This is a genomic window from Streptomyces sp. NPDC059649, assembly GCF_042734445.1.
GTDB lineage: Bacteria > Actinomycetota > Actinomycetes > Streptomycetales > Streptomycetaceae > Streptomyces.
In genome coordinates this window covers 25214-43366 of record NZ_JBHWDV010000021.1, presented here as the reverse complement: position 1 = coordinate 43366, position 18153 = coordinate 25214, and the positions used below count along the sequence as shown (strand labels likewise).

13 protein-coding genes and 1 pseudogene are annotated in these 18153 nt (G+C 72.8%); 8 read left to right on the top strand and 6 right to left on the bottom strand.

Annotated features, from left to right (window positions below):
- The first annotated feature begins 43 nt into the window (after positions 1 to 43).
- The 6 genes from ACFV1J_RS21730 to rarD all read left to right on the top strand — a co-directional run bounded on the left by ACFV1J_RS21730 (position 44) and on the right by rarD (position 8158).
- Positions 44 to 1411: a sensor histidine kinase gene (locus ACFV1J_RS21730; RefSeq protein ID WP_385860551.1), complete on the top strand. Its 1368-nt coding sequence runs from the start codon at positions 44 to 46 to the stop codon at positions 1409 to 1411.
- Positions 1412 to 1627: 216 nt separating this feature from the next.
- Complete coding sequence (locus tag ACFV1J_RS21725) at positions 1628 to 2287, top strand: LuxR C-terminal-related transcriptional regulator (RefSeq protein WP_385860606.1); 660 nt, start codon at positions 1628 to 1630, stop codon at positions 2285 to 2287.
- 296 nt (positions 2288 to 2583) lie between these two features.
- The gene (locus ACFV1J_RS21720; protein WP_385860550.1) at positions 2584 to 4536 is read left to right on the top strand and encodes a 2-oxoacid:acceptor oxidoreductase subunit alpha; all 1953 of its coding nucleotides are present in this window, start codon (positions 2584 to 2586) and stop codon (positions 4534 to 4536) included.
- A complete protein-coding gene (locus tag ACFV1J_RS21715; protein ID WP_385860549.1) occupies positions 4529 to 5623 on the top strand; it encodes a 2-oxoacid:ferredoxin oxidoreductase subunit beta in 1095 nt (364 codons plus the stop codon). Before ACFV1J_RS21720 ends, ACFV1J_RS21715 begins: the two co-directional genes overlap by 8 nt.
- A gap of 319 nt (positions 5624 to 5942) precedes the next feature.
- A complete protein-coding gene (locus tag ACFV1J_RS21710; RefSeq protein ID WP_385860548.1) occupies positions 5943 to 6809 on the top strand; it encodes an SDR family oxidoreductase in 867 nt (288 codons plus the stop codon).
- A 275-nt stretch (positions 6810 to 7084) separates the two neighbouring features.
- Positions 7085 to 8158 carry an EamA family transporter RarD gene (gene rarD / locus ACFV1J_RS21705; protein ID WP_385860547.1) on the top strand — a complete coding sequence of 358 codons (1074 nt, stop codon included), beginning with the start codon at positions 7085 to 7087 and terminating at the stop codon, positions 8156 to 8158.
- Positions 8159 to 8221: 63 nt separating this feature from the next.
- Here the strand turns inward: rarD and ACFV1J_RS21700 are convergent.
- The 6 genes and pseudogenes from ACFV1J_RS21700 to ACFV1J_RS21675 form a co-directional block, all read right to left on the bottom strand.
- Positions 8222 to 9093, bottom strand: a pseudogene (locus ACFV1J_RS21700) (ABC transporter permease).
- Entirely contained in the window at positions 9080 to 10141 is a 1062-nt protein-coding gene (locus ACFV1J_RS21695) for an ATP-binding cassette domain-containing protein (RefSeq protein WP_385860605.1), read from the bottom strand. Before ACFV1J_RS21695 ends, ACFV1J_RS21700 begins: the two are co-directional and overlap by 14 nt.
- An 86-nt stretch (positions 10142 to 10227) precedes the next feature.
- Positions 10228 to 11505 carry an outer membrane lipoprotein carrier protein LolA gene (locus tag ACFV1J_RS21690; RefSeq protein ID WP_385860546.1) on the bottom strand — a complete coding sequence of 426 codons (1278 nt, stop codon included), beginning with the start codon at positions 11503 to 11505 and terminating at the stop codon, positions 10228 to 10230.
- 244 nt (positions 11506 to 11749) lie between these two features.
- The gene (locus ACFV1J_RS21685) at positions 11750 to 12763 is read right to left on the bottom strand and encodes a polyprenyl synthetase family protein (protein ID WP_385860545.1); all 1014 of its coding nucleotides are present in this window, start codon (positions 12761 to 12763) and stop codon (positions 11750 to 11752) included.
- A gap of 351 nt (positions 12764 to 13114) precedes the next feature.
- Complete coding sequence (locus tag ACFV1J_RS21680; protein WP_385860544.1) at positions 13115 to 14317, bottom strand: FAD-dependent oxidoreductase; 1203 nt, start codon at positions 14315 to 14317, stop codon at positions 13115 to 13117.
- On the bottom strand, positions 14314 to 15696 hold the full coding sequence (locus ACFV1J_RS21675; protein WP_385860543.1) for an ATP-grasp domain-containing protein: 1383 nt from the start codon (positions 15694 to 15696) through the stop codon (positions 14314 to 14316). The genes ACFV1J_RS21680 and ACFV1J_RS21675 overlap by 4 nt, the downstream gene beginning before the upstream one ends.
- Before the next feature lie 431 nt (positions 15697 to 16127).
- On the opposite strand from ACFV1J_RS21675, the gene fahA reads away from it, so the two are divergent.
- Positions 16128 to 17354, top strand: a complete 1227-nt coding sequence (gene fahA / locus ACFV1J_RS21670; protein WP_385860542.1) for a fumarylacetoacetase — start codon at positions 16128 to 16130, stop codon at positions 17352 to 17354.
- Positions 17351 to 18010, top strand: a complete 660-nt coding sequence (locus tag ACFV1J_RS21665) for a GPP34 family phosphoprotein (protein WP_385860541.1) — start codon at positions 17351 to 17353, stop codon at positions 18008 to 18010. Before fahA ends, ACFV1J_RS21665 begins: the two co-directional genes overlap by 4 nt.
- The last annotated feature ends 143 nt before the right edge of the window (positions 18011 to 18153 follow it).

Here is an 18153-nt window from a genome sequence, read left to right as displayed (position 1 = left end):
CCCTCGCAGACGGCTCCCCGGCAGAACGGACAACGAGACGACGATGGACACCGCATACGCGCCCCAGCCCCAGCCCCGGCCCCAGCGCCAACCCGGGTCCCGGCCCCAGCCGCAGCCCCACCCCCGCCCCTCCCGGGTGCCCGTGGCGCTGCGCGCCCCCTTCTCCGGGCGCACCTGGCGGGAGTTCCTGTACCTCTTCCTCAGCTATCCGATCGCCTGCCTGATGTTCGCCTACGCGACCGGGGTGATCGCGGCCGGCGCCGGCCTGCTGGTCACGTTCCTCGGCATCCCGGTGCTGGCGGGCGGCCTGGCCGGTGCCCGGGGGCTGGGCGCCCTGGAGCGGGCGCGGGCCCGGGCGCTGCTGGGGCTGGAGGTGGCCGCCCCGGAGCCGGTGCGGCCCGCGAAGCCGGGCCTGATGGCCTGGATCGGGGCCGTCCTCAAGAGCGGGGTGTCCTGGCGGCACCTCCTCTACTGCCTGCTGCACTTCCCGTGGGCGCTCTTCGCCTTCGTCTTCTCGCTGACGTTCTGGACGCTCGGCTGGATGCTGCTGACCTACCCGTTGTGGCGGTGGACCTTCCCCGCGTACCTGGGGCAGCCGGGCATCCAGCTGTGGGGCGACGGCATGGGCAACGGCGTCTACCTCGACACCCCGGCGGAGGCCGGGCTCGCCGGCGGGATGGGGCTGCTGCTCGTACTGGCCGGGCCGTGGGTGATCCGCGGGCTGACCCAGGTGGACCGGGTCATGGTCCAGGGCCTGCTGGGGCCCTCGTCGCTGGCCACCCGGGTCTCGCAGCTGGAGTCGGACCGCGGGGTGGTGGTGGACACCGCGGCGGCCGATCTGCGGCGCATCGAGCGCGATCTGCACGACGGGGCGCAGGCCCGGCTGGTGTCGCTGGCGATGGACCTGGGCCTGGCCAAGGAGAAGCTGGCGGAGGATCCGCAGGCCGCCGCGAAGATGGTCGACGAGGCGCACGGCGAGGTGAAGATCGCCCTCCAGGAGCTGCGTGATCTGGCCCGCGGCATCCATCCGGCGATCCTCACCGACCGGGGGCTGGGCCCGGCGCTGTCGGCGCTGGCCGCGCGCTGCACGGTCCCGGTGACGGTGACCGTGGACCTGGACCACCGGCCGGCCGCGGCGATCGAGGGCATCGCGTACTTCACCGCCTCCGAGCTGTTGCAGAACGTCTCCAAGCACTCCCGGGCCACCGGCGCCACGCTGGACGTCTGGCACACCGGGGACCGCCTGATGGTGCTGGTGACGGACGACGGCCGGGGCGGCGCCCGTACGGACGTCGGGACCGGGCTGGCCGGCCTCGCCGAACGCCTCGCCGCCGTCGAGGGCCTGCTGGTCGTCGACTCCCCGGTCGGCGGCCCGACGCACATCACCGCCGAACTCCCCTGGCGCGCCTGACCCGGCCCCGGCCGCGTCCCCGAATCCGGCCCCGCTCCCGCTCCCGGGGCCGTCTCGGTTCCGCCCGCGTCGGACGCCCGTCCCACCTCGGGCGCCCCTCACCCCGCCCGCCTCCCGTGCTCCGTCCGGATCCTGGGATGCTGGGTCCCGACAGGGCGGGCGTGTACGAGGCCTGCGCGGACGAGGCATGGGGGGATCCGATCCGTGGAGGACAAGGTGCGGGTGGTCATCGCCGAGGATTCGGTGCTGCTCCGGGAGGGGCTGACCCGGCTCCTCACCGACCGGGGGCACGAGGTCGTGGCGGGCGTGGGGGACGCCGAGGCGCTGATCAAGGTGATCGGGGAGCTGGCGGACGAGGGCGCGCTGCCGGACGTGGTGGTCGCGGACGTACGGATGCCGCCGACGCACACCGACGAGGGCGTGCGGGCCGCGGTCCGGCTCCGCCGGGACCACCCCGACCTGGGGGTGCTGGTGCTCTCGCAGTACGTCGAGGAGCAGTACGCCACGGAGCTGCTGGCCGGGTCGACCCGGGGCGTCGGCTATCTGCTGAAGGACCGGGTGGCCGAGGTCCGCGAGTTCGTCGACGCGGTGGTCCGGGTCGCCGGGGGCGGCACGGCCCTGGACCCGGAGGTGGTGGCGCAGCTGCTGGGCCGCAGCCGCAAGCAGGACGTACTGGCGCATCTGACGCCGCGCGAGCGGGAGGTGATGGGCCTGATGGCCGAGGGCCGGACGAACTCCGCCATCGCCCGTCAGCTGGTGGTCAGCGACGGCGCGGTCGAGAAGCACGTCAGCAACATCTTCCTGAAGCTGGGCCTGGCGCAGAGTGACGGGGATCACCGCAGAGTGCTCGCCGTCCTGACCTACCTGAATTCCTGAGGGCCTGACACTCTGTCAGACGTCCAGTTCACAGGGTGTTCACCGCCGGGCCCGCACCTGGGACGCAGAACCGAGGGTGCAGTCCGGAGCGTCATGAAGGAGGGGTCACGGGGGCGGTGATTTCATGACAAAACACACCAGATCGGTGTCTCATGGTGACGTCCACCATGTGATCGACCCAGGGAAGGGCACCCTTACCCACGTACGATGGTTATGGGACAACCAGTCGGTACGACACGTCCCGAGCCCCTGCCTCCGGCGGGGACGCCGCACCCCTTAGAGGGAGGTCCGAAGCAGTGACCAGCCAGGTCAGTAGCCCAGCCGAGCAGACCGACGCAGCGCTCGTCGGGGGACAGCGCTCCTCCGACAGCGGCGGCGAGGGCAAAGAAGTCCGGCGCCTGGACCGGGTGATCATCCGGTTCGCCGGTGACTCCGGTGACGGAATGCAGCTCACCGGGGACCGGTTCACATCGGAGACGGCGTCGTTCGGTAACGACCTGTCGACGCTGCCGAACTTCCCCGCCGAGATCCGGGCCCCCGCCGGGACCCTGCCCGGCGTCTCCAGCTTCCAGCTGCACTTCGCCGACCACGACATCCTCACGCCCGGTGACGCTCCGAACGTGCTGGTCGCCATGAACCCGGCGGCCCTGAAGGCGAACCTCCCGGACGTCCCGCGGGGCGCGGAGATCATCGTCAACACCGACGAGTTCACCAAGCGCCCGATGGCGAAGGTCGGCTATGACACCAGCCCGCTGGAGGACGGCTCGCTGGCCGCGTACAACGTCCACCCGGTGCCGCTGACGACGCTGACCATCGAGGCGCTCAAGGATTTCGGACTCTCCCGCAAGGAGGCCGAACGCAGCAAGAACATGTTCGCGCTGGGCCTGCTGTCGTGGATGTACCACCGGCCGACCGAGGGCACCGAGAAGTTCCTGCGGTCCAAGTTCGCCAAGAAGCCGGACATCGCGGAGGCGAACGTCACGGCGTTCCGGGCGGGCTGGAACTTCGGCGAGACGACCGAGGACTTCGCGGTCTCCTACGAGGTCGCGCCGGCCACCAAGGCGTTCCCGACCGGTACGTACCGCAACATCTCCGGCAACCTCGCGCTGTCCTACGGCCTGGTCGCCGCCGCGCAGCAGTCCGACCTGCCGCTGTACCTGGGCTCGTACCCGATCACCCCGGCCTCCGACATCCTGCACGAGCTGTCCAAGCACAAGAACTTCGGCGTGCGGACGTTCCAGGCGGAGGACGAGATCGCCGGCATCGGCGCGGCGCTGGGCGCGGCGTTCGGCGGCTCGCTCGCGGTGACGACGACGTCCGGCCCGGGCGTGGCCCTGAAGTCCGAGACCATCGGGCTCGCGGTCAGCCTCGAACTGCCGCTGCTGATCGTCGACATCCAGCGCGGCGGCCCGTCGACCGGTCTGCCGACCAAGACGGAGCAGGCCGATCTGCTGCAGGCGATGTACGGGCGCAACGGCGAGGCACCGGTGCCGATCGTGGCGCCCAGGACACCCGCCGACTGCTTCGACGCGGCACTGGACGCGGCCCGCATCGCGCTGACGTACCGGACCCCGGTCTTCCTGCTCTCCGACGGCTACCTGGCCAACGGCTCCGAGCCCTGGCGGATCCCCGACGTCACCGAACTCCCTGATCTGCGCGTGCAGTTCGCCTCCGGCCCCAACCACGAGCTGGCGGACGGCACCGAGGTGTTCTGGCCCTACAAGCGCGATGAGCACACCCTCGCGCGCCCCTGGGCCATCCCCGGCACGCCGGGCCTGGAGCACCGCATCGGCGGCATCGAGAAGCAGGACGGCACCGGCAACATCTCCTACGACCCTGCCAACCACGACTTCATGGTGCGCACCCGCCAGGCGAAGGTGGACGGCATCGAGGTCCCCGACATCGAGGTCGACGACCCCACCGACGACAGCGGCCGCGGCGCCGACACCCTCGTCGTGGGCTGGGGCTCGACGTACGGCCCGATCACCGCCGCGGTACGGCGCGTAAGGGGCGCAGGGGAGCGCATCGCACAGACCCATCTGCGCCACCTCAACCCCTTCCCGCGGAATCTCGGCGAGGTGCTGGCACGTTACGAAAAGGTGATCGTGCCGGAGATGAACCTCGGACAGCTCGCCACCCTGCTGCGCGCCAGGTACCTCGTCGACGCGCGGTCGCACACCCAGGTCAGCGGAATGCCGTTCAAGGCCGAGCAGCTCGCGGAGGTCTTTAAGGAGGCCATCAATGACTGAGACGATCTCGGAGCGGGCCTCACACCCCGAGGCGCTCTCCCTGGTGCCCAAGGCCGAGGCCAAGCAGTCCATGAAGGACTTCAAGTCCGACCAGGAAGTGCGCTGGTGCCCCGGCTGCGGTGACTACGCCGTCCTCGCCGCCGTGCAGGGCTTCATGCCCGAGCTCGGCCTGGCGAAGGAGAACATCGTCTTCGTCTCCGGCATCGGCTGCTCCTCCCGCTTCCCGTACTACATGAACACCTACGGGATGCACTCCATCCACGGCCGCGCCCCGGCCATCGCCACCGGTCTGGCCTCCTCCCGGCGCGATCTGTCCGTCTGGGTGGTCACGGGTGACGGCGACGCGCTCTCCATCGGCGGCAACCACCTCATCCACGCCCTGCGGCGCAACGTCAACCTCAAGATCCTGCTGTTCAACAACCGGATCTACGGCCTGACCAAGGGCCAGTACAGCCCCACCTCCGAGGTCGGCAAGATCACCAAGTCGACGCCGATGGGTTCGCTGGACGCACCGTTCAACCCGGTCTCGCTGGCGCTCGGCGCCGAGGCGACCTTCGTGGCCCGCACGGTCGACTCCGACCGCAAGCACCTCACCTCGGTGCTGCGCGCGGCCGCCGACCACCCCGGCACGGCCCTGGTCGAGATCTACCAGAACTGCAACATCTTCAACGACGGCGCCTTCGACGCGCTCAAGGACAAGGAGCAGGCCCAGGAGGCCGTCATCCGCCTGGAGCACGGCCGGCCGATCCGCTTCGGCGCGCCGGCCGAGGACGGTCTCGGTTCCAAGGGCGTGGTCCGCGACCCGGCCACCGGCGACCTCAAGGTCATCGACGTCCGGGACGAGGGCGCGGACGGCGTGCTGGTGCACGACGCCCACAGCCCCTCCCCCACCACCGCCTTCGCGCTGTCCCGGCTCGCCGACCCCGACACCCTGCACCACACCCCCATCGGTGTGCTGCGCAACGTCGACCGGCCGGTCTACGACACGCTGATGGCCGACCAGCTGGACACCGCCGTCGAGCAGAAGGGCAAGGGCGACCTCGGCGCCCTGCTGGCCGGCACGGACACCTGGACGGTCGTGGGCTGAGGAACCTGGAACGTGGAACCTGCCAGAGGAACTGCTGCGGCGGCCCCCTGAGGGGCCCCGCTGCGGACCCCCTGAGGTCCTCCGTTGCGGACCTCTTGGGGCCTCTGGGGGCCTCTGTGGGCCTCCTGGTACCGCTGGCTGGTACCTCTGGCGGTCCTCTGGGGACTCCTGCCGGGTGCCCGTAGGGGAAAGCGCCTGACGACGTTTCCCCTACGGGCACCCGGCCGTTCCGGGGCTCGGCCCCGGCTTCCGGCGCGCGTCCCTTCTGCGCGTCCCGTACGGGTGCCATGCTGGCGGCCTCCGAACCAGGGGGCAGAACATGAGCATCGTCGTCACCCGCGCCACCGCAGCGCTCGGCCGGCTGGTCATCGAGGAACTGCTCACCCGGACCGCCCCGGCCGGCATCGTCGGCCTCGCCCGCGACCGGTCCATGGGCGCCGATCTGGAGGCGCGCGGCGTCGAGGTCAGAACCGTCGACCACGGCCGGCCCGACACGCTGGAGGGCGTCTTCGCGGCCGGCGACCGGGTACTGCTGATCTCCGGGCACGAGCCCGGTCAGCGGGTCAACCAGCACCGCACGATGATCGACGCCGCCCGGGAGGCCGGCGTGGCGCTCCTGGCGTACACCAGCGTGCTGGGCGGCCCCACCGCCACCTTCTCCCTCGCCGAGGAACACCTCGCCACCGAGCAGGCACTGCTCGCCTCGGGCCTGCCGTACTGCCTGCTGCGCAACGGCTGGTACCACGAGAACTACACCGGAACGCTCGCCACCACCCTCAAGGACGGTGCGGTGTACGGCTGCGCCGGCACGGGCCGGGTGGCCACCGCGGCGCGCCGGGACTACGCCGAGGCGGCCGCCGTGGTCCTCACCGGTTCCGGCCATGAGAACTCCGTCCACGAACTGAGCGGCGACACCGCCTGGTCGATGGCCGAGTACGCCGCCGAGGTGTCCCGACAGACCGGCCGCCGGATCCCGTACCGCGATCTGCCGCAGAAGGAGTACGTGGCGCGGATGATCGAGGCGGGGGTGCCGGCGCTGGGCGCGCGGATGGCCGCCGAGGCGGACGCCGGCATCGCGCGCGGGGAGCTGGCGGCCACCCCCGGCGATCTCTCCCGGCTCATCGGCCGCCCGACCGTCCCGATCGCCGAGGCCATCGCGGAGGCACTGGCGCGACTGGAGGGCTGAGCGGGCCGGGGCGCGGCCCGGTCAGCCGCAGCCTTCCCCGGTCCGTCCGCTGTCGCGCGCCAGCCCGTCCGTCCGCTGTCGCGCGCCAGCCCGTCCGCCCCGGCGTCCGGCCTACGTCCCGACTGGCGTCGCGACTTGCGTCCGACCTGCGTCCGACCCACAGGGCTGCCGGTCATCACCGTTTTTGGTATACACACATGACACATGGACCGGTCGGCGCTACCTTCCAAGGGGCGACCGTCACCGAGCCGGCGCAGCACCTCAGGAGGGCCTCCTTGCAGTCTCGAAGCGATCAGCGCGCCGGCCTCGTCTTCGGCATCGCCGCCTACACCATGTGGGGCCTGCTGCCCCTCTACTGGCATCTGCTGGACGCCGCCTCGCCGTCGGAGATCCTGGCGCACCGCATGGTGTGGTCGCTGCCCGTCGCGGTCGTCATCCTGGCCGTGATGCGCCGCTGGGCCTGGATACGGCCGCTGCTGCGGCAGCCCAAGCGGCTGGCGCTGGTGCTGGTCTGCGCCCTGGTGATCTCGACGAACTGGTTCCTCTACATCTGGGCGGTCAACGCCGGGCACGTCCTGGAGGCCTCGCTCGGCTACTTCATCAACCCGCTGGTCAGCATTGCCTTCGGCGTCCTCTTCCTGCGCGAGCGGCTGCGGCCGCTGCAGTGGACGGCGGTGGGCGTCGGCGCCCTCGCCGTCGTCGTGATGACCGTCGCCTACGGCAAGATGCCCTGGATCGCGCTCGGTCTGGCCTTCTCGTTCGCGACGTACGGGCTGGTCAAGAAGGGCATCAAGCTCGACGGCATCGAGGGCTTCAGCGCCGAGACGACGATGCAGCTGCTGCCCGCGCTGGGTTTCCTGATCTACCTGGGGGCGCGCGGCGAGTCGGTCTTCGTCAGCGGCGGGGTGGGTCAGGCGCTGCTGCTGGCCGGCTGCGGGGTGGCGACCGCGGTGCCGCTGATCTGCTTCGGCGCCTCGGCGGTGCGGCTGCCGCTGACCGTGATCGGGATGCTGCAGTACCTGGCCCCGAGCTTCCAGTTCGTGTTGGGCCTCACCGTCTTCCACGAGGAGATGCCGGCCGAGCGCTGGGCCGGTTTCGGGCTGGTGTGGGGCGCGCTGGCCCTGCTGACCTGGGACGCGCTGCGCACGACGCGGCGGGCCCGGCGGGAACTGGCCGATGCCGCCGCCCGCGCGCGCGAGGCGGCCGCGGAACAGGCCCGGACCGCGCAGCCCGGGACCGCGTCGACCGGGACCGCGCAGCCAGGGAGCACGTCGGCCGACGCCGCGCGGACGCCGGCGGCGGAGTCCGCGGCCGCCGGACCGGCGGACGCCACCGGCCCGACGCCGTGACGGCGCCTTACGCCGTGACGCACAGCTCTACGCCATGACGCCGCCTCACACCTTGATACCGCCTTACGCCGTGATGTCGCGGGTGGTGAACCGCGCCCAGGCCGCCGAGCCGAACACCGCCGCGTAGAGCGCCTGCAGGCCGAGGTTCTTCTGCAGCTGGTCCCAGTAGACCGGGTCGCGGAGCAGGTCCGCGAACGACAGCCAGTAGTGCGGGAACAGATACGGCTGGACGGCGCCGAGCTGCGGGATGGTGTCCAGGATCTGCACGGTGATCAGCAGGCCGACCGTGGTCGCCATCGCGGCGATACCGCTGCTGGTGAGCGTGGAGACGAACAGGCCCACGGCGGCCACGCCCATCAGGGACAGCGCCACCACGACGGCGATGGCCAGCGCCCGCAGCAGCCCCTCGCCGAAGGATATGGACGTCCCCGACAGCAGGGTGACCTCGCCGAGCGGGAAGAGCAGCGCCCCGGTCGCCAGCGCGGAGAGCGCCACGACCAACGTGGCCACCAGGCAGAACGTCAGGGTGGTGGCGTACTTGACCAGCAGCAGTCGGGTACGGCCCGCGGGCGCGACGAGGAGGTAGCGCAGGGTGCCGCCGTGGGCCTCTCCGGCCAGGGAGTCGCCGGCGATCACGCCGATGGACATCGGCAGGAAGAACGGCAGCGTCACCGCGAGCGAGGTGAACACCAGGAAGAGGCCGTTGTGGGTGACCTGGGAGATGAACGCCGGGCCGCCCCGGCCGCCCCCGCCGCCCGGACCGCCGTCGCCCGTCTCGATCTTGACGGCGATGCGACCAGCACCGGTACGCCCGCGAGCACCGCCAGCAGGGCGAGGGTCCGCCAGCGCCGGAAGGTCATGGTGATCTCGCTGCGCAGCAGGCCCAGCGACCACAGCGGTCGGGGCCGGCGCAGCACGCCCTCAGCCTGCGACATCGAAGCCCTCCCCGGTCAGCTGCACGAAGACGTCCTCCAGCGTGGCCCGTTCGGTGCCGAAGCCGCGGACCCGGACCCCGGCGTGCACCAGCGCGGCGTTGAGGTCCGCGAGCTCGGGTGGGCCGGCCCCGTCGTCGGCTTCCGGCAACTCGCCCATGACCCGGTCGTCGGTGACCTGAAGGCCGGTCAGGCCGTGCTCCTTCAGGACCCGGACCGCGTCCGCCGGGTCCGGGGTGGTGACGGTCAGCCGGCCGGGGCCGCGGGAGCCGAGGACCGTGGCGGAGAGGTCCGCGACCGTGCCCTGGGTGATCAGCCGGCCGCGGGCCATGACCGCGGCGTGGGTGCAGACCTGCTCGATCTCGTCGAGGAGGTGGGAGGAGAGGAAGACCGTGGTGCCGTCCGCGGCCAGTGCGCGGACCAGTGCGCGGATCTCCCGCATGCCCTGCGGGTCCAGGCCGTTGGTCGGCTCGTCGAGCACCAGCAGCTCCCTGGGCCGCAGCAGCGCCGCGGCCAGGCCGAGCCGCTGTTTCATGCCGAGGGAGTAGGCCCGCGCCTTCTTCCCGGCCGCCGCCCCCAGGCCCACCCGCTCCAGGGCACGGCCCACCCGCTCGTCGCGGGTGCGCGGATCGGCGTCCGGGTCGGCGGCGTCGAAGCGCCGGAGGTTCTCCCGGCCGCTGAGGAAGCCGTAGAGCGCCGGGCCCTCGATGAGCGCACCCACCTTGGGCAGCACCCGGCGGCCCGCGGCCGGCATCGGCTCCCCGAGCACCCGGGCGCTGCCGGCGGTCGCGTCGATCAGGCCCAGCAACATCCGGATGGTGGTGGTCTTCCCGGAGCCGTTGGGGCCCAGGAAGCCGAACACGCTGCCGCGCGGCACCACCAGATCGAGCCCGTCCACCGCGAGCTGCCCGCCCCGGTAGGCCTTGGTCAGCCCCCGCGTCTCGATCGCCGCCGGCTGTGGGTCGGCACCGGGCGCGGGCACGCCGGTGGTGCCGGGCCCGCGGGTGGGTGGGCGCGCGCCGTCGGGGCCCGTGGTGGGCTGCTGTGGCATCGGCTCCCCCATGTCGTACGGCTGGGCCATGGGCCGCCGCACCGCCCCGGCGGGCGGTACGGCGTCCCGGGTGCTTACCGGGCCCGTTACTTCGCGGCGTCGGCCGCGTGGATCAGGGCCTGCTTGTCGACGGCACCGACGTAGACCGTGCCGTTGTCGGTTATCAGGGCGTTGACCAGGCGGGTGCTGAATATCCGGCCGGAGCCGAACGACCCGTTGACCTTCTCGCCGAGGCTGTCCAGGAACTTCCCGGCGTCACCGGCGACCTGGTCCTTGCCGGAGGGCAGTCCGGGGCCGGCGCCCTTGATGGTGGCGATGGACGTCCAGCCCTTGCCGAGGACGTTCAGCCCGCCGAAGTCCTTCCGCGGGTCCTTCGCGTCCTTGCGGGGGCCGAAGTCCTTGAACTTCTTGGCGTGTTCGCGCTGGGCCGTCGCCCGCTCCTTGTTGCCGTCGACGACCTTGGCGCCCTTGGGCGGTGTGAAGGAGAAGAGGTCCGCGTCCGGCTTGGCGAAGTCGACGTTGGTGTAGCCGACGTCGATGGCGGCCGCGCCGCCGCTCTTCGGGGTCAGGGTGAACTTCAGCGGGACGCCGTTGGCGGCGTCCACCGCGACCCGGATCGAGCCGACCGTCGAGGCGGCCTGCTTGGGCTTGATCAGCAGCTGGTAGGCGTCCCGTCCGGCGACCCTGGCGGTGCCGTCGACGGTGACCGAGGTGGTGTCACCGGCGGCCTGGAGGACCTTCTTCGCCAGGTCCTGCGGGGTGGCGTTCTTCAGGTCTCCCGGGAGGCCCTCGGGTGCCCGCCGGTGCGTGCCGTGCCGGCCGGCGTCGGGTGCGGTGCTGTGTACCGCGGTGTTGCTGCCGCTGTCGTACGCCCAGACCTCGTTGCCGTTGTGGACGAGGCTGTACTCGGCGGCCTTGTCGACGATGGACACCCGCTGCTTCTCGGGGCCGTCGGCGGCGACGCGGAGCGTGTGCGCACCGGACGCCAGCTCCATCAGCTTGCTTCGCGGCGACGCGGAAGCGCCGTCCTGGTCGTGCTCGCCCTTCTCGCCGCCCTGGCCGCCGCCGAAGCCGCCGGCCGCCGCACCTCCGGGCAGGGACGGCAGGCCGAGGTCCGTGCTGACCCGGACCGTGCCGGACAGCTGCTGGACGTCGGACTTGGCGATCTTGGCTATGAGGTCCTGGGCCGAGATCTTCGGCAGGTCCGGGGAACCGGAGCCGGCGAACGCCGGGACCAGCCCGATCGTCGCCGCCGCCACCCCCGCCACCGCGACCGGTACGGCGTACCGCACCGCCTTGCGGCGCTTCGGGGAGCGCCCCCCGTCCGCTTCGTCGGTGACCTCAGTCGGTTCGTACCGTGGCATCTGCCTACCTCCGTCGTCTGCGGCGGCCGCCGGGCTGTCCACTCGCCCTCCCCTGGGGCTCATTGTGGTCCGACCGCCGCGCTGTGGTGTTTCCATCTCACCAATTCGCGCGGCGTATCGCGTCAGCCCGCGGGTCCAACTCGTCCTACTGCTGAGGTATGACGCCCGGTCACCGCATGACGGAACCCGTACGACCTGGGGTTGACCGAACCCTGAGAAGTGGGGGACGAACCCTTAGGGGGTGTCAGCCCGCCCGGTGAACGACCGCGTCGCAGAGGCCCTCCAGGGCCTCCTTGGCCGTGCACGACGGGAGCGGGGCCAGCGTCGCGCGGGCCTCCTCCGCGTAGCGGACGGTGTCCCGGCGGGCCTCTTCCAGCGCCGGGTGGGCGCGCAGCCCGGCGAGCGCCTCGGCGTGCCGGACGTCGTCGGTGAGGTCACCGGCGAGGAGTTCGCACAGCGCCCGGTCCTCGGGCGTGCCGGCGTCGCTCTCGGCGCGGGCCCGCAGCCGCAGCACCGGCAGCGTCGGGATGCCCTCGCGGAGGTCCGTGCCGGGCGTCTTGCCCGACTCGTGCGAGTCGCTGGCGATGTCCAGCACGTCGTCGGCCAGCTGGAAGGCGGTGCCCAGCCGCTCGCCGTACTGGGTGAGGATGTTGGCCATCGGCTCCTCGGCGCCCGACATCATGGCGCCGAAGCGGCAGGCGACGGCCACCAGCGAGCCGGTCTTGCCCGCGAGGACGTCGAGGTAGTGGTCGATGGGGTCGCGGCCGTCGCGCGGTCCGGCGGTCTCCAGGATCTGGCCGGTGACCAGGCGCTCGAACGCCTCGGCCTGGATCCGGACGGCCTCCGGCCCGAGGTCGGCGAGGATGTGCGAGGCGCGGGCGAAGAGGAAGTCACCGGTCAGCACCGCGACGGAGTTGCCCCAGCGGGCGTTGGCGCTGGCCACCCCGCGGCGCACTTCCGCCTCGTCCATCACGTCGTCGTGGTAGAGCGTCGCCAGATGCGTGAGCTCCACGACGACGGCGGAGGGCACCACGCCCGGGGTGTAGGGGTCACCGAATTGGGCGGCCAGCATCACCAGCAGCGGCCGGAACCGCTTGCCTCCCGCGCGCACGAGGTGCTGCGCGGCTTCGGTGATGAACGGCACGTCGCTCTTGGTGGCCTCCAGCAGGCCCTCCTCGACAGCCGCCAACCCGGCCTGGACATCGGCCTCAAGAGCCTGGTCCCGCACGCTCAGCCCGAAGGGCCCGACGACGGTCACGAGGGGTACTCCTGTCTGCTGACGATCAAACTGAATGTCGATCTGTCGCTGTCTCCACCATTGGCCAGCGTATCCGGTCGCAGTTCGATCACCGTGAGCGCCCGCCCCCCGAACCACCCGGGAAGCACAGCGACGTCCTGCCCGGCACCTTGTTGATCACCGTTGATCACGTTTTGGCGCGGCTTTGACATCGAAGTGCGGTCCCGGCGGCGGCCGGCAGACCCCCTGAACCCCAGCAGGCACACCGGTCACCGATGAGCCGGATATCCACCCGTACCACACGCACTTCGGCCATCTTTGCGACCCGCCCGCCTCACCGGCGACGCGGCGCCACCGGCCCCCCACGGGCCGTCAGCCGTATGCCCGCGCCACCGCCCGGGCCAGCCGGGGCCCGGCGAAGGCCGTCCCGCACACGAACCGCATCACCGGGCCGAACGACGCGGCGGCCGGCAAGCCCGTGAAGTACAGCCCCGGTACCGACGAGCCGAACCCGGCGTCCAGAAGAGGCCCGCCGGCCCGCGCGACGATCCCGGTGCGCAGCCCCGGCCCGAGGAAGTCCAGCGCCGCCAGGTCCATCCGGTAGCCGGTCGCCGCCAGCACATGGTCCGCGGCCAGCTCACCCCCGTGCCCGTCGGCGCCGCGCAGCGCCAGTACGGGGCGGCCGTCGCGAACCGTGGCCCGTACGATCCGCCGGCCCTGCGTGACCTGGACCCGGCCGGTGAACCGGTCCCGCAGCCACCACGCGCCGAGCGGACCGAGCACCCGCCGCACCAGGGCCCGCCGTAGCGGCGGCGGCAGGAACCGGAACGCCCGGGCGTGGTGCGTCAGCGCATACAGCGACCAGGCGTTGCCGAACGGCGAGGCGGGCCGCAGCCGTGGCTGGCGGTCCGGCGGCGCCCCGAAACCCACCGCGGCGGGCCCGCGCGCCACGACCCGTACGGACGCCGCGCCCGCCTCGGCGAGCAGGACCGCGCTCTCCAGTGCCGACTGCCCCGCACCGACCACGACCACTTCCCGGTCCGCCAGCGCCGCCAGGTCGTCGTGCTGGGAGCTGTGCGAGACCGGCCCGGTGGCGGACGGCCCGTCCGGGACCGCGGCGGCAAGCCGGCGGGGCAGATGCGCCAGCCCGGTCAGCCCGGTGGCGACGACCACGGCCCTTGCCCCCACCTGGTCACCGCTGTCCAGCTTGAGCTCGAAACCGTCCGCCCGCCTGTCCACCGACACCACCCGGACCCGCTCCACCTCGGGCACCAGCCGCCGCTGCAGCCACCGCCCGTAACGGACGAACGTCTCGACCGGCAGCAGGTCCCGGTCCGACTCGTAGCGCGGCTCGCCCGCCGCGGCGCAGTAGTCGGCGAGCGCATGGCCCTCCCACGGGACGTCGATGCTCGACGCCGCGGGCGTCGACTTCAGCAGCATGCCCGCGGGCATCTGCTCCTGCCAGCTGGCCATCGGGCGGCCGAAGACCCGCACCGGCACGCCCCGCGCCCGCAGATGGGCCGCCGTCGACAGACCGTAGGGACCGGCCCCGATGACCGCTACCGGAGTGCTCACTGCGGTTCCTCCCCTTGCCTCGGTGGTGCCTCGCGCCCAGGTGGTGGCCCGTGCTTCCGGGGTGCCTGCCGGGGTGGGGCGCCGCGCCCCCGGAGTGCCTGCCCGGGTGGCGCCTCGCGCCTGAGGGGCGCGGTGGCGGCCGCCCGGCGGGCCGCCCGGCGCAGCTGCCACAGATGCCGGGCGCCCGGCACGGCGGACCGTGCCAGCATGGTGAGGAACGGCAGCGGATCGTCGGCGGCGAACCAGGCCGTCTCGGTGCCGGACGGGCGCGCCGGTACCCGCGGCCCACGGCCGCCGCCCCGCCCGTAGGCGAGACGGGCCGGCAGATCGACGTTCTCGACGACGAAGCGACGCCCGGCCCGTTGGGCGCCCTCGGGAACGGCGCGCCCCGTGAGGTGCAGATGCAGGGCGCGCACGACATCGACACCGGCCGTGGTTTCGAACAGCCGGAACTGGGCGCCCATACGGGGGTTGAAGTCCAGCAGCTTGTACCGGCCGTCGCGCCGGTCGAACCGCCAGTCCAGGTCGGCGATCCCGGTGAACCCGATCCGGCGGGCGAACCCCGTGGCCTGCCGCGCCAGTTCGGGATTGTCGACGACCCACGCACAGGCCGTCATGCCCGCGTACGGCGGCCACGAGCGCACCTTGACGCCGGTGAACAGGGCCAGCGGCGCGCCGTCCGCCGCGAAACAGGCGTGCACGATCCAGTCCTCGGCCTGCTCCCGCGGCAGGTACTCCTGCAGCACCACGGCGGGCCGCGATCCCCAGTCCCGGGCCAGATCGAGCAGATGCTCCGGCCCTGCGACCCGGGTGGTGCCGGCAACCGCGGGCCGGCTGCGCCGGACGAACGCCTCCCGGTTCTTCGCCACCACGGGGAAACGCCCCCGCCCGGCATACGCCTCGACGTCCGCGTACGACGCGGGGAAGACGGCGGCCGGGGACGGGACACCGTGCGCGGCGCACAGTGCGTGCAGCCCCTGTTTGCTGGCCAGCCGGCGCGGCAGACCGGGAGCGGGGCGGGGGAACAGGAACAATCCGGCGAGCGCTTCGGCGTGCTCGGCGATCAGCACCGCGGCCTCGTCGTCGGTGGGCAGCAACACCGCCGGCCGGCCGATCCGGCGCCCGATCCGCAGCAGCCCGGCGACCAGCCGCTCCGGCTCCTCGCGGCCCGTGGTCGGCCAGACGAAACGCCCGCACAGATAGCGGGAGGCCGCAGCGGGCGTGAAACGGTCCTCCGTCACGGCGTACATGGGGACGCCCAGCCGCCCCAGGCTGCGGAGGGCACCCACACCGCCGTGATGCGGGGGGTACGCCCCGATCTTCACGATCAGGCCCGGAACCGTCCGGTCGACCGCGAGCCGTGTGCCACTGCGAGCCACATGTCCCCCCTCGGAACAGTCCCGCCCCGGCCCGTGCCAGGAAAGGAAGCTAGGCCCGAATTGCGCAGTGCGGCAAGGCCTTTCAGGACATTGCCAGGACTTGGGGCGCGCGACGTCGGGCACCCGCCCGACACCTCGCCACGCCGCGCGCCGTTCACTCCCCTGCGGGCCCGACGCGCCGGGGCCCACCCCGCGTCGGTCGCGGCATGCCCGGCCGGACCCGTCCGGGACCTTCCGGGGCCGTCCAGGGCCGCCCGGCGGCCGTTCTCGTCCCGCCGTCCACCGCGCCGACCACGCCTTTCGGAAGTTATCCACAGGCTCCTTCGCCGCGACGCCGCCAGCCGTACTCTGATCACCGAGCCACCGGCCGGAGCCCACCGCCCCGGCCGGACCGGCCGCTCACCGGCGACGACGAACGCGAGGAGCTGTCCATGCCCGAGCAGAGCCCGTTCGACCTGGCGGAAGGCGATCCCTTCGGCCCGCACAACCTCCCCTACGGCGTCTTCAGCACCGCCGATGCCCCCGGCCAACACCGGATCGGCGTCCGCTACGGCAGTTACGTCCTCGACCTGAGCGCACTGCCCAGCGCCCTGCCCGCCGCCATCCACCCGCACGCCGAACTGCTCACCGCACCCACCCTCAACCCGCTGCTGGCGGCCGGCCGGCCCGTGTGGCAGCAGATCCGTGCGGCCGTCCACACCGCGGTCACCGACCCCACGCACCGCGACGAGGTCGCCCCGCTGCTCCACCCGCTGGCCGAGGTCACCCTGCACCTCCCCTTCGAGGTCGCCGACTACGTCGACTTCTACTCCAGCGAGCACCACGCCACGAACGTCGGCCGGATCTTCCGCCCGAACGGCGCGGTCCTGCCGCCCAACTGGAAACATCTGCCGATCGGTTACCACGGCCGCGCGGGCACCGTCGTCGCCACCGGCACCCCCGTCGTCCGGCCCAACGGGCAGCGCAAGACCGCCACGGACGACGCCCCCGTCTTCGGCCCGTCCACCCGCCTCGACATCGAGGCCGAGGTCGGCTTCGTCGTCGGCACCCCCTCCGCCCTCCACGAACCCGTCGGCCTGGACACCTTCCGCGACCACGTCTTCGGCGTCTGCCTCGTCAACGACTGGTCCGCCCGCGACATCCAGGCCTGGGAGTACGTACCGCTCGGCCCGTTCCTGGGGAAGTCCTTCGCCACCTCCGTCTCCGCCTGGATCACCCCGCTCGACGCCCTGGACCACGCCCGTACGCCCCCGCCCACCCGCGACCACCCGCTGCTGCCCTACCTCGACGACGCGGGCCTGGAACCGGGCGGCATCGACATCCATATCGAGGTGCGGATCAATGACGAGACGGTCTCCCGCCCGCCCTTCTCCGCCATGTACTGGACCGCCGCCCAGCAGTTGGCCCATATGACCGTCAACGGCGCCTCGCTGCGCACCGGCGATCTGTTCGCCTCCGGCACCGTCTCCGGCCCGGAACCCGACCAGCTCGGCTGCCTGCTCGAACTCACCCAGGGCAAGGGCCCCTACCTCCAGGACGGCGACGAGGTCACCCTCACCGCCTGGGCGCCCGGCCCGGACGGCGCACGGATCGGCCTGGGCGAGGTCACCGGCCGCATCCTGCCCGCCCCCACGGTCCCGGTTCGCGACGCGACATGATCGGCTCCGGCACCGGCACCGGAGCCCCGCTCACCCTCCCCGAGGAACTGCTCCTCCTCGGCCTCGACCCGGTGCGCGGCCGCCCCCTGACCAACCCCAAGTACCTGCACTACGGGCTGGCCGGCGCGGCGCTGGCCGACCTGGAGGCGGCCGGGCGGATCACCGTGGAGCGCGGTGACCGGATCACGGTGACCAATCCGCTGCCGCTCGGCGACGCGATAGGGGACGGCGCGCTGGCGGCACTGCCCGCCCCGGCCAAGGGCGGCAAGGGCGTCAAGGCACACCGCTGGGTCCACAGCACCGGCCGCCCCCTGCAGGAGCTGTGCCTGCGCGTGCTGGAGAAGCGCGGCGCACTGCGCAGGGAGACCCACCGGGCACTGGGCCTGTTCCCCTACGAACGGTTCCCCGTGGGGCCGGTGGACCTCACCGGGCCGGCCCGGGCCCGCTTCACGGCAGCCGTCGAGGCCGGGCTGCCCAGCCGGCGCGACCGGCTGCTGGCCGCGCAGGTGGCGGCCTGCGACCTGGACGTCAAGCTCCTGCCCGGCGCCGCCGGACGCCACCACCGGCGCGCCCTGCGCAGCCTGGTCAAGGAGTGCTGGACGTCCCGCGCCGTCCACCACGCCGTACAGCAGGACAAGAGCGCGGCGGGGGGTTAGGGGATCGGGGCGGAGGGGTGGGGGCGGAGGGGTGGGGGCGGGGGGGGGGGGGGGCGCCCCCCCGCGGGGCGCGTGCCCCGCGACGGGGCCCCCCCCCCCCCGGCCCCCCCGCCGCGCCCCCGGCGCCCCGAGCGCGCCCCCCC

Coding starts and splice junctions, on each gene's coding strand:
- ACFV1J_RS21690 (WP_385860546.1), bottom strand. CDS start 11,505: ATGCCACGGTACGAACCGACTGAGGTCACCGACGAAGCGGACGGGGGG.
- fahA (WP_385860542.1), top strand. CDS start 16,128: ATGCCCGAGCAGAGCCCGTTCGACCTGGCGGAAGGCGATCCCTTCGGC.
- ACFV1J_RS21710 (WP_385860548.1), top strand. CDS start 5,943: ATGAGCATCGTCGTCACCCGCGCCACCGCAGCGCTCGGCCGGCTGGTC.
- ACFV1J_RS21665 (WP_385860541.1), top strand. CDS start 17,351: ATGATCGGCTCCGGCACCGGCACCGGAGCCCCGCTCACCCTCCCCGAG.
- ACFV1J_RS21730 (WP_385860551.1), top strand. CDS start 44: ATGGACACCGCATACGCGCCCCAGCCCCAGCCCCGGCCCCAGCGCCAA.
- ACFV1J_RS21695 (WP_385860605.1), bottom strand. CDS start 10,141: ATGCCACAGCAGCCCACCACGGGCCCCGACGGCGCGCGCCCACCCACC.
- ACFV1J_RS21715 (WP_385860549.1), top strand. CDS start 4,529: ATGACTGAGACGATCTCGGAGCGGGCCTCACACCCCGAGGCGCTCTCC.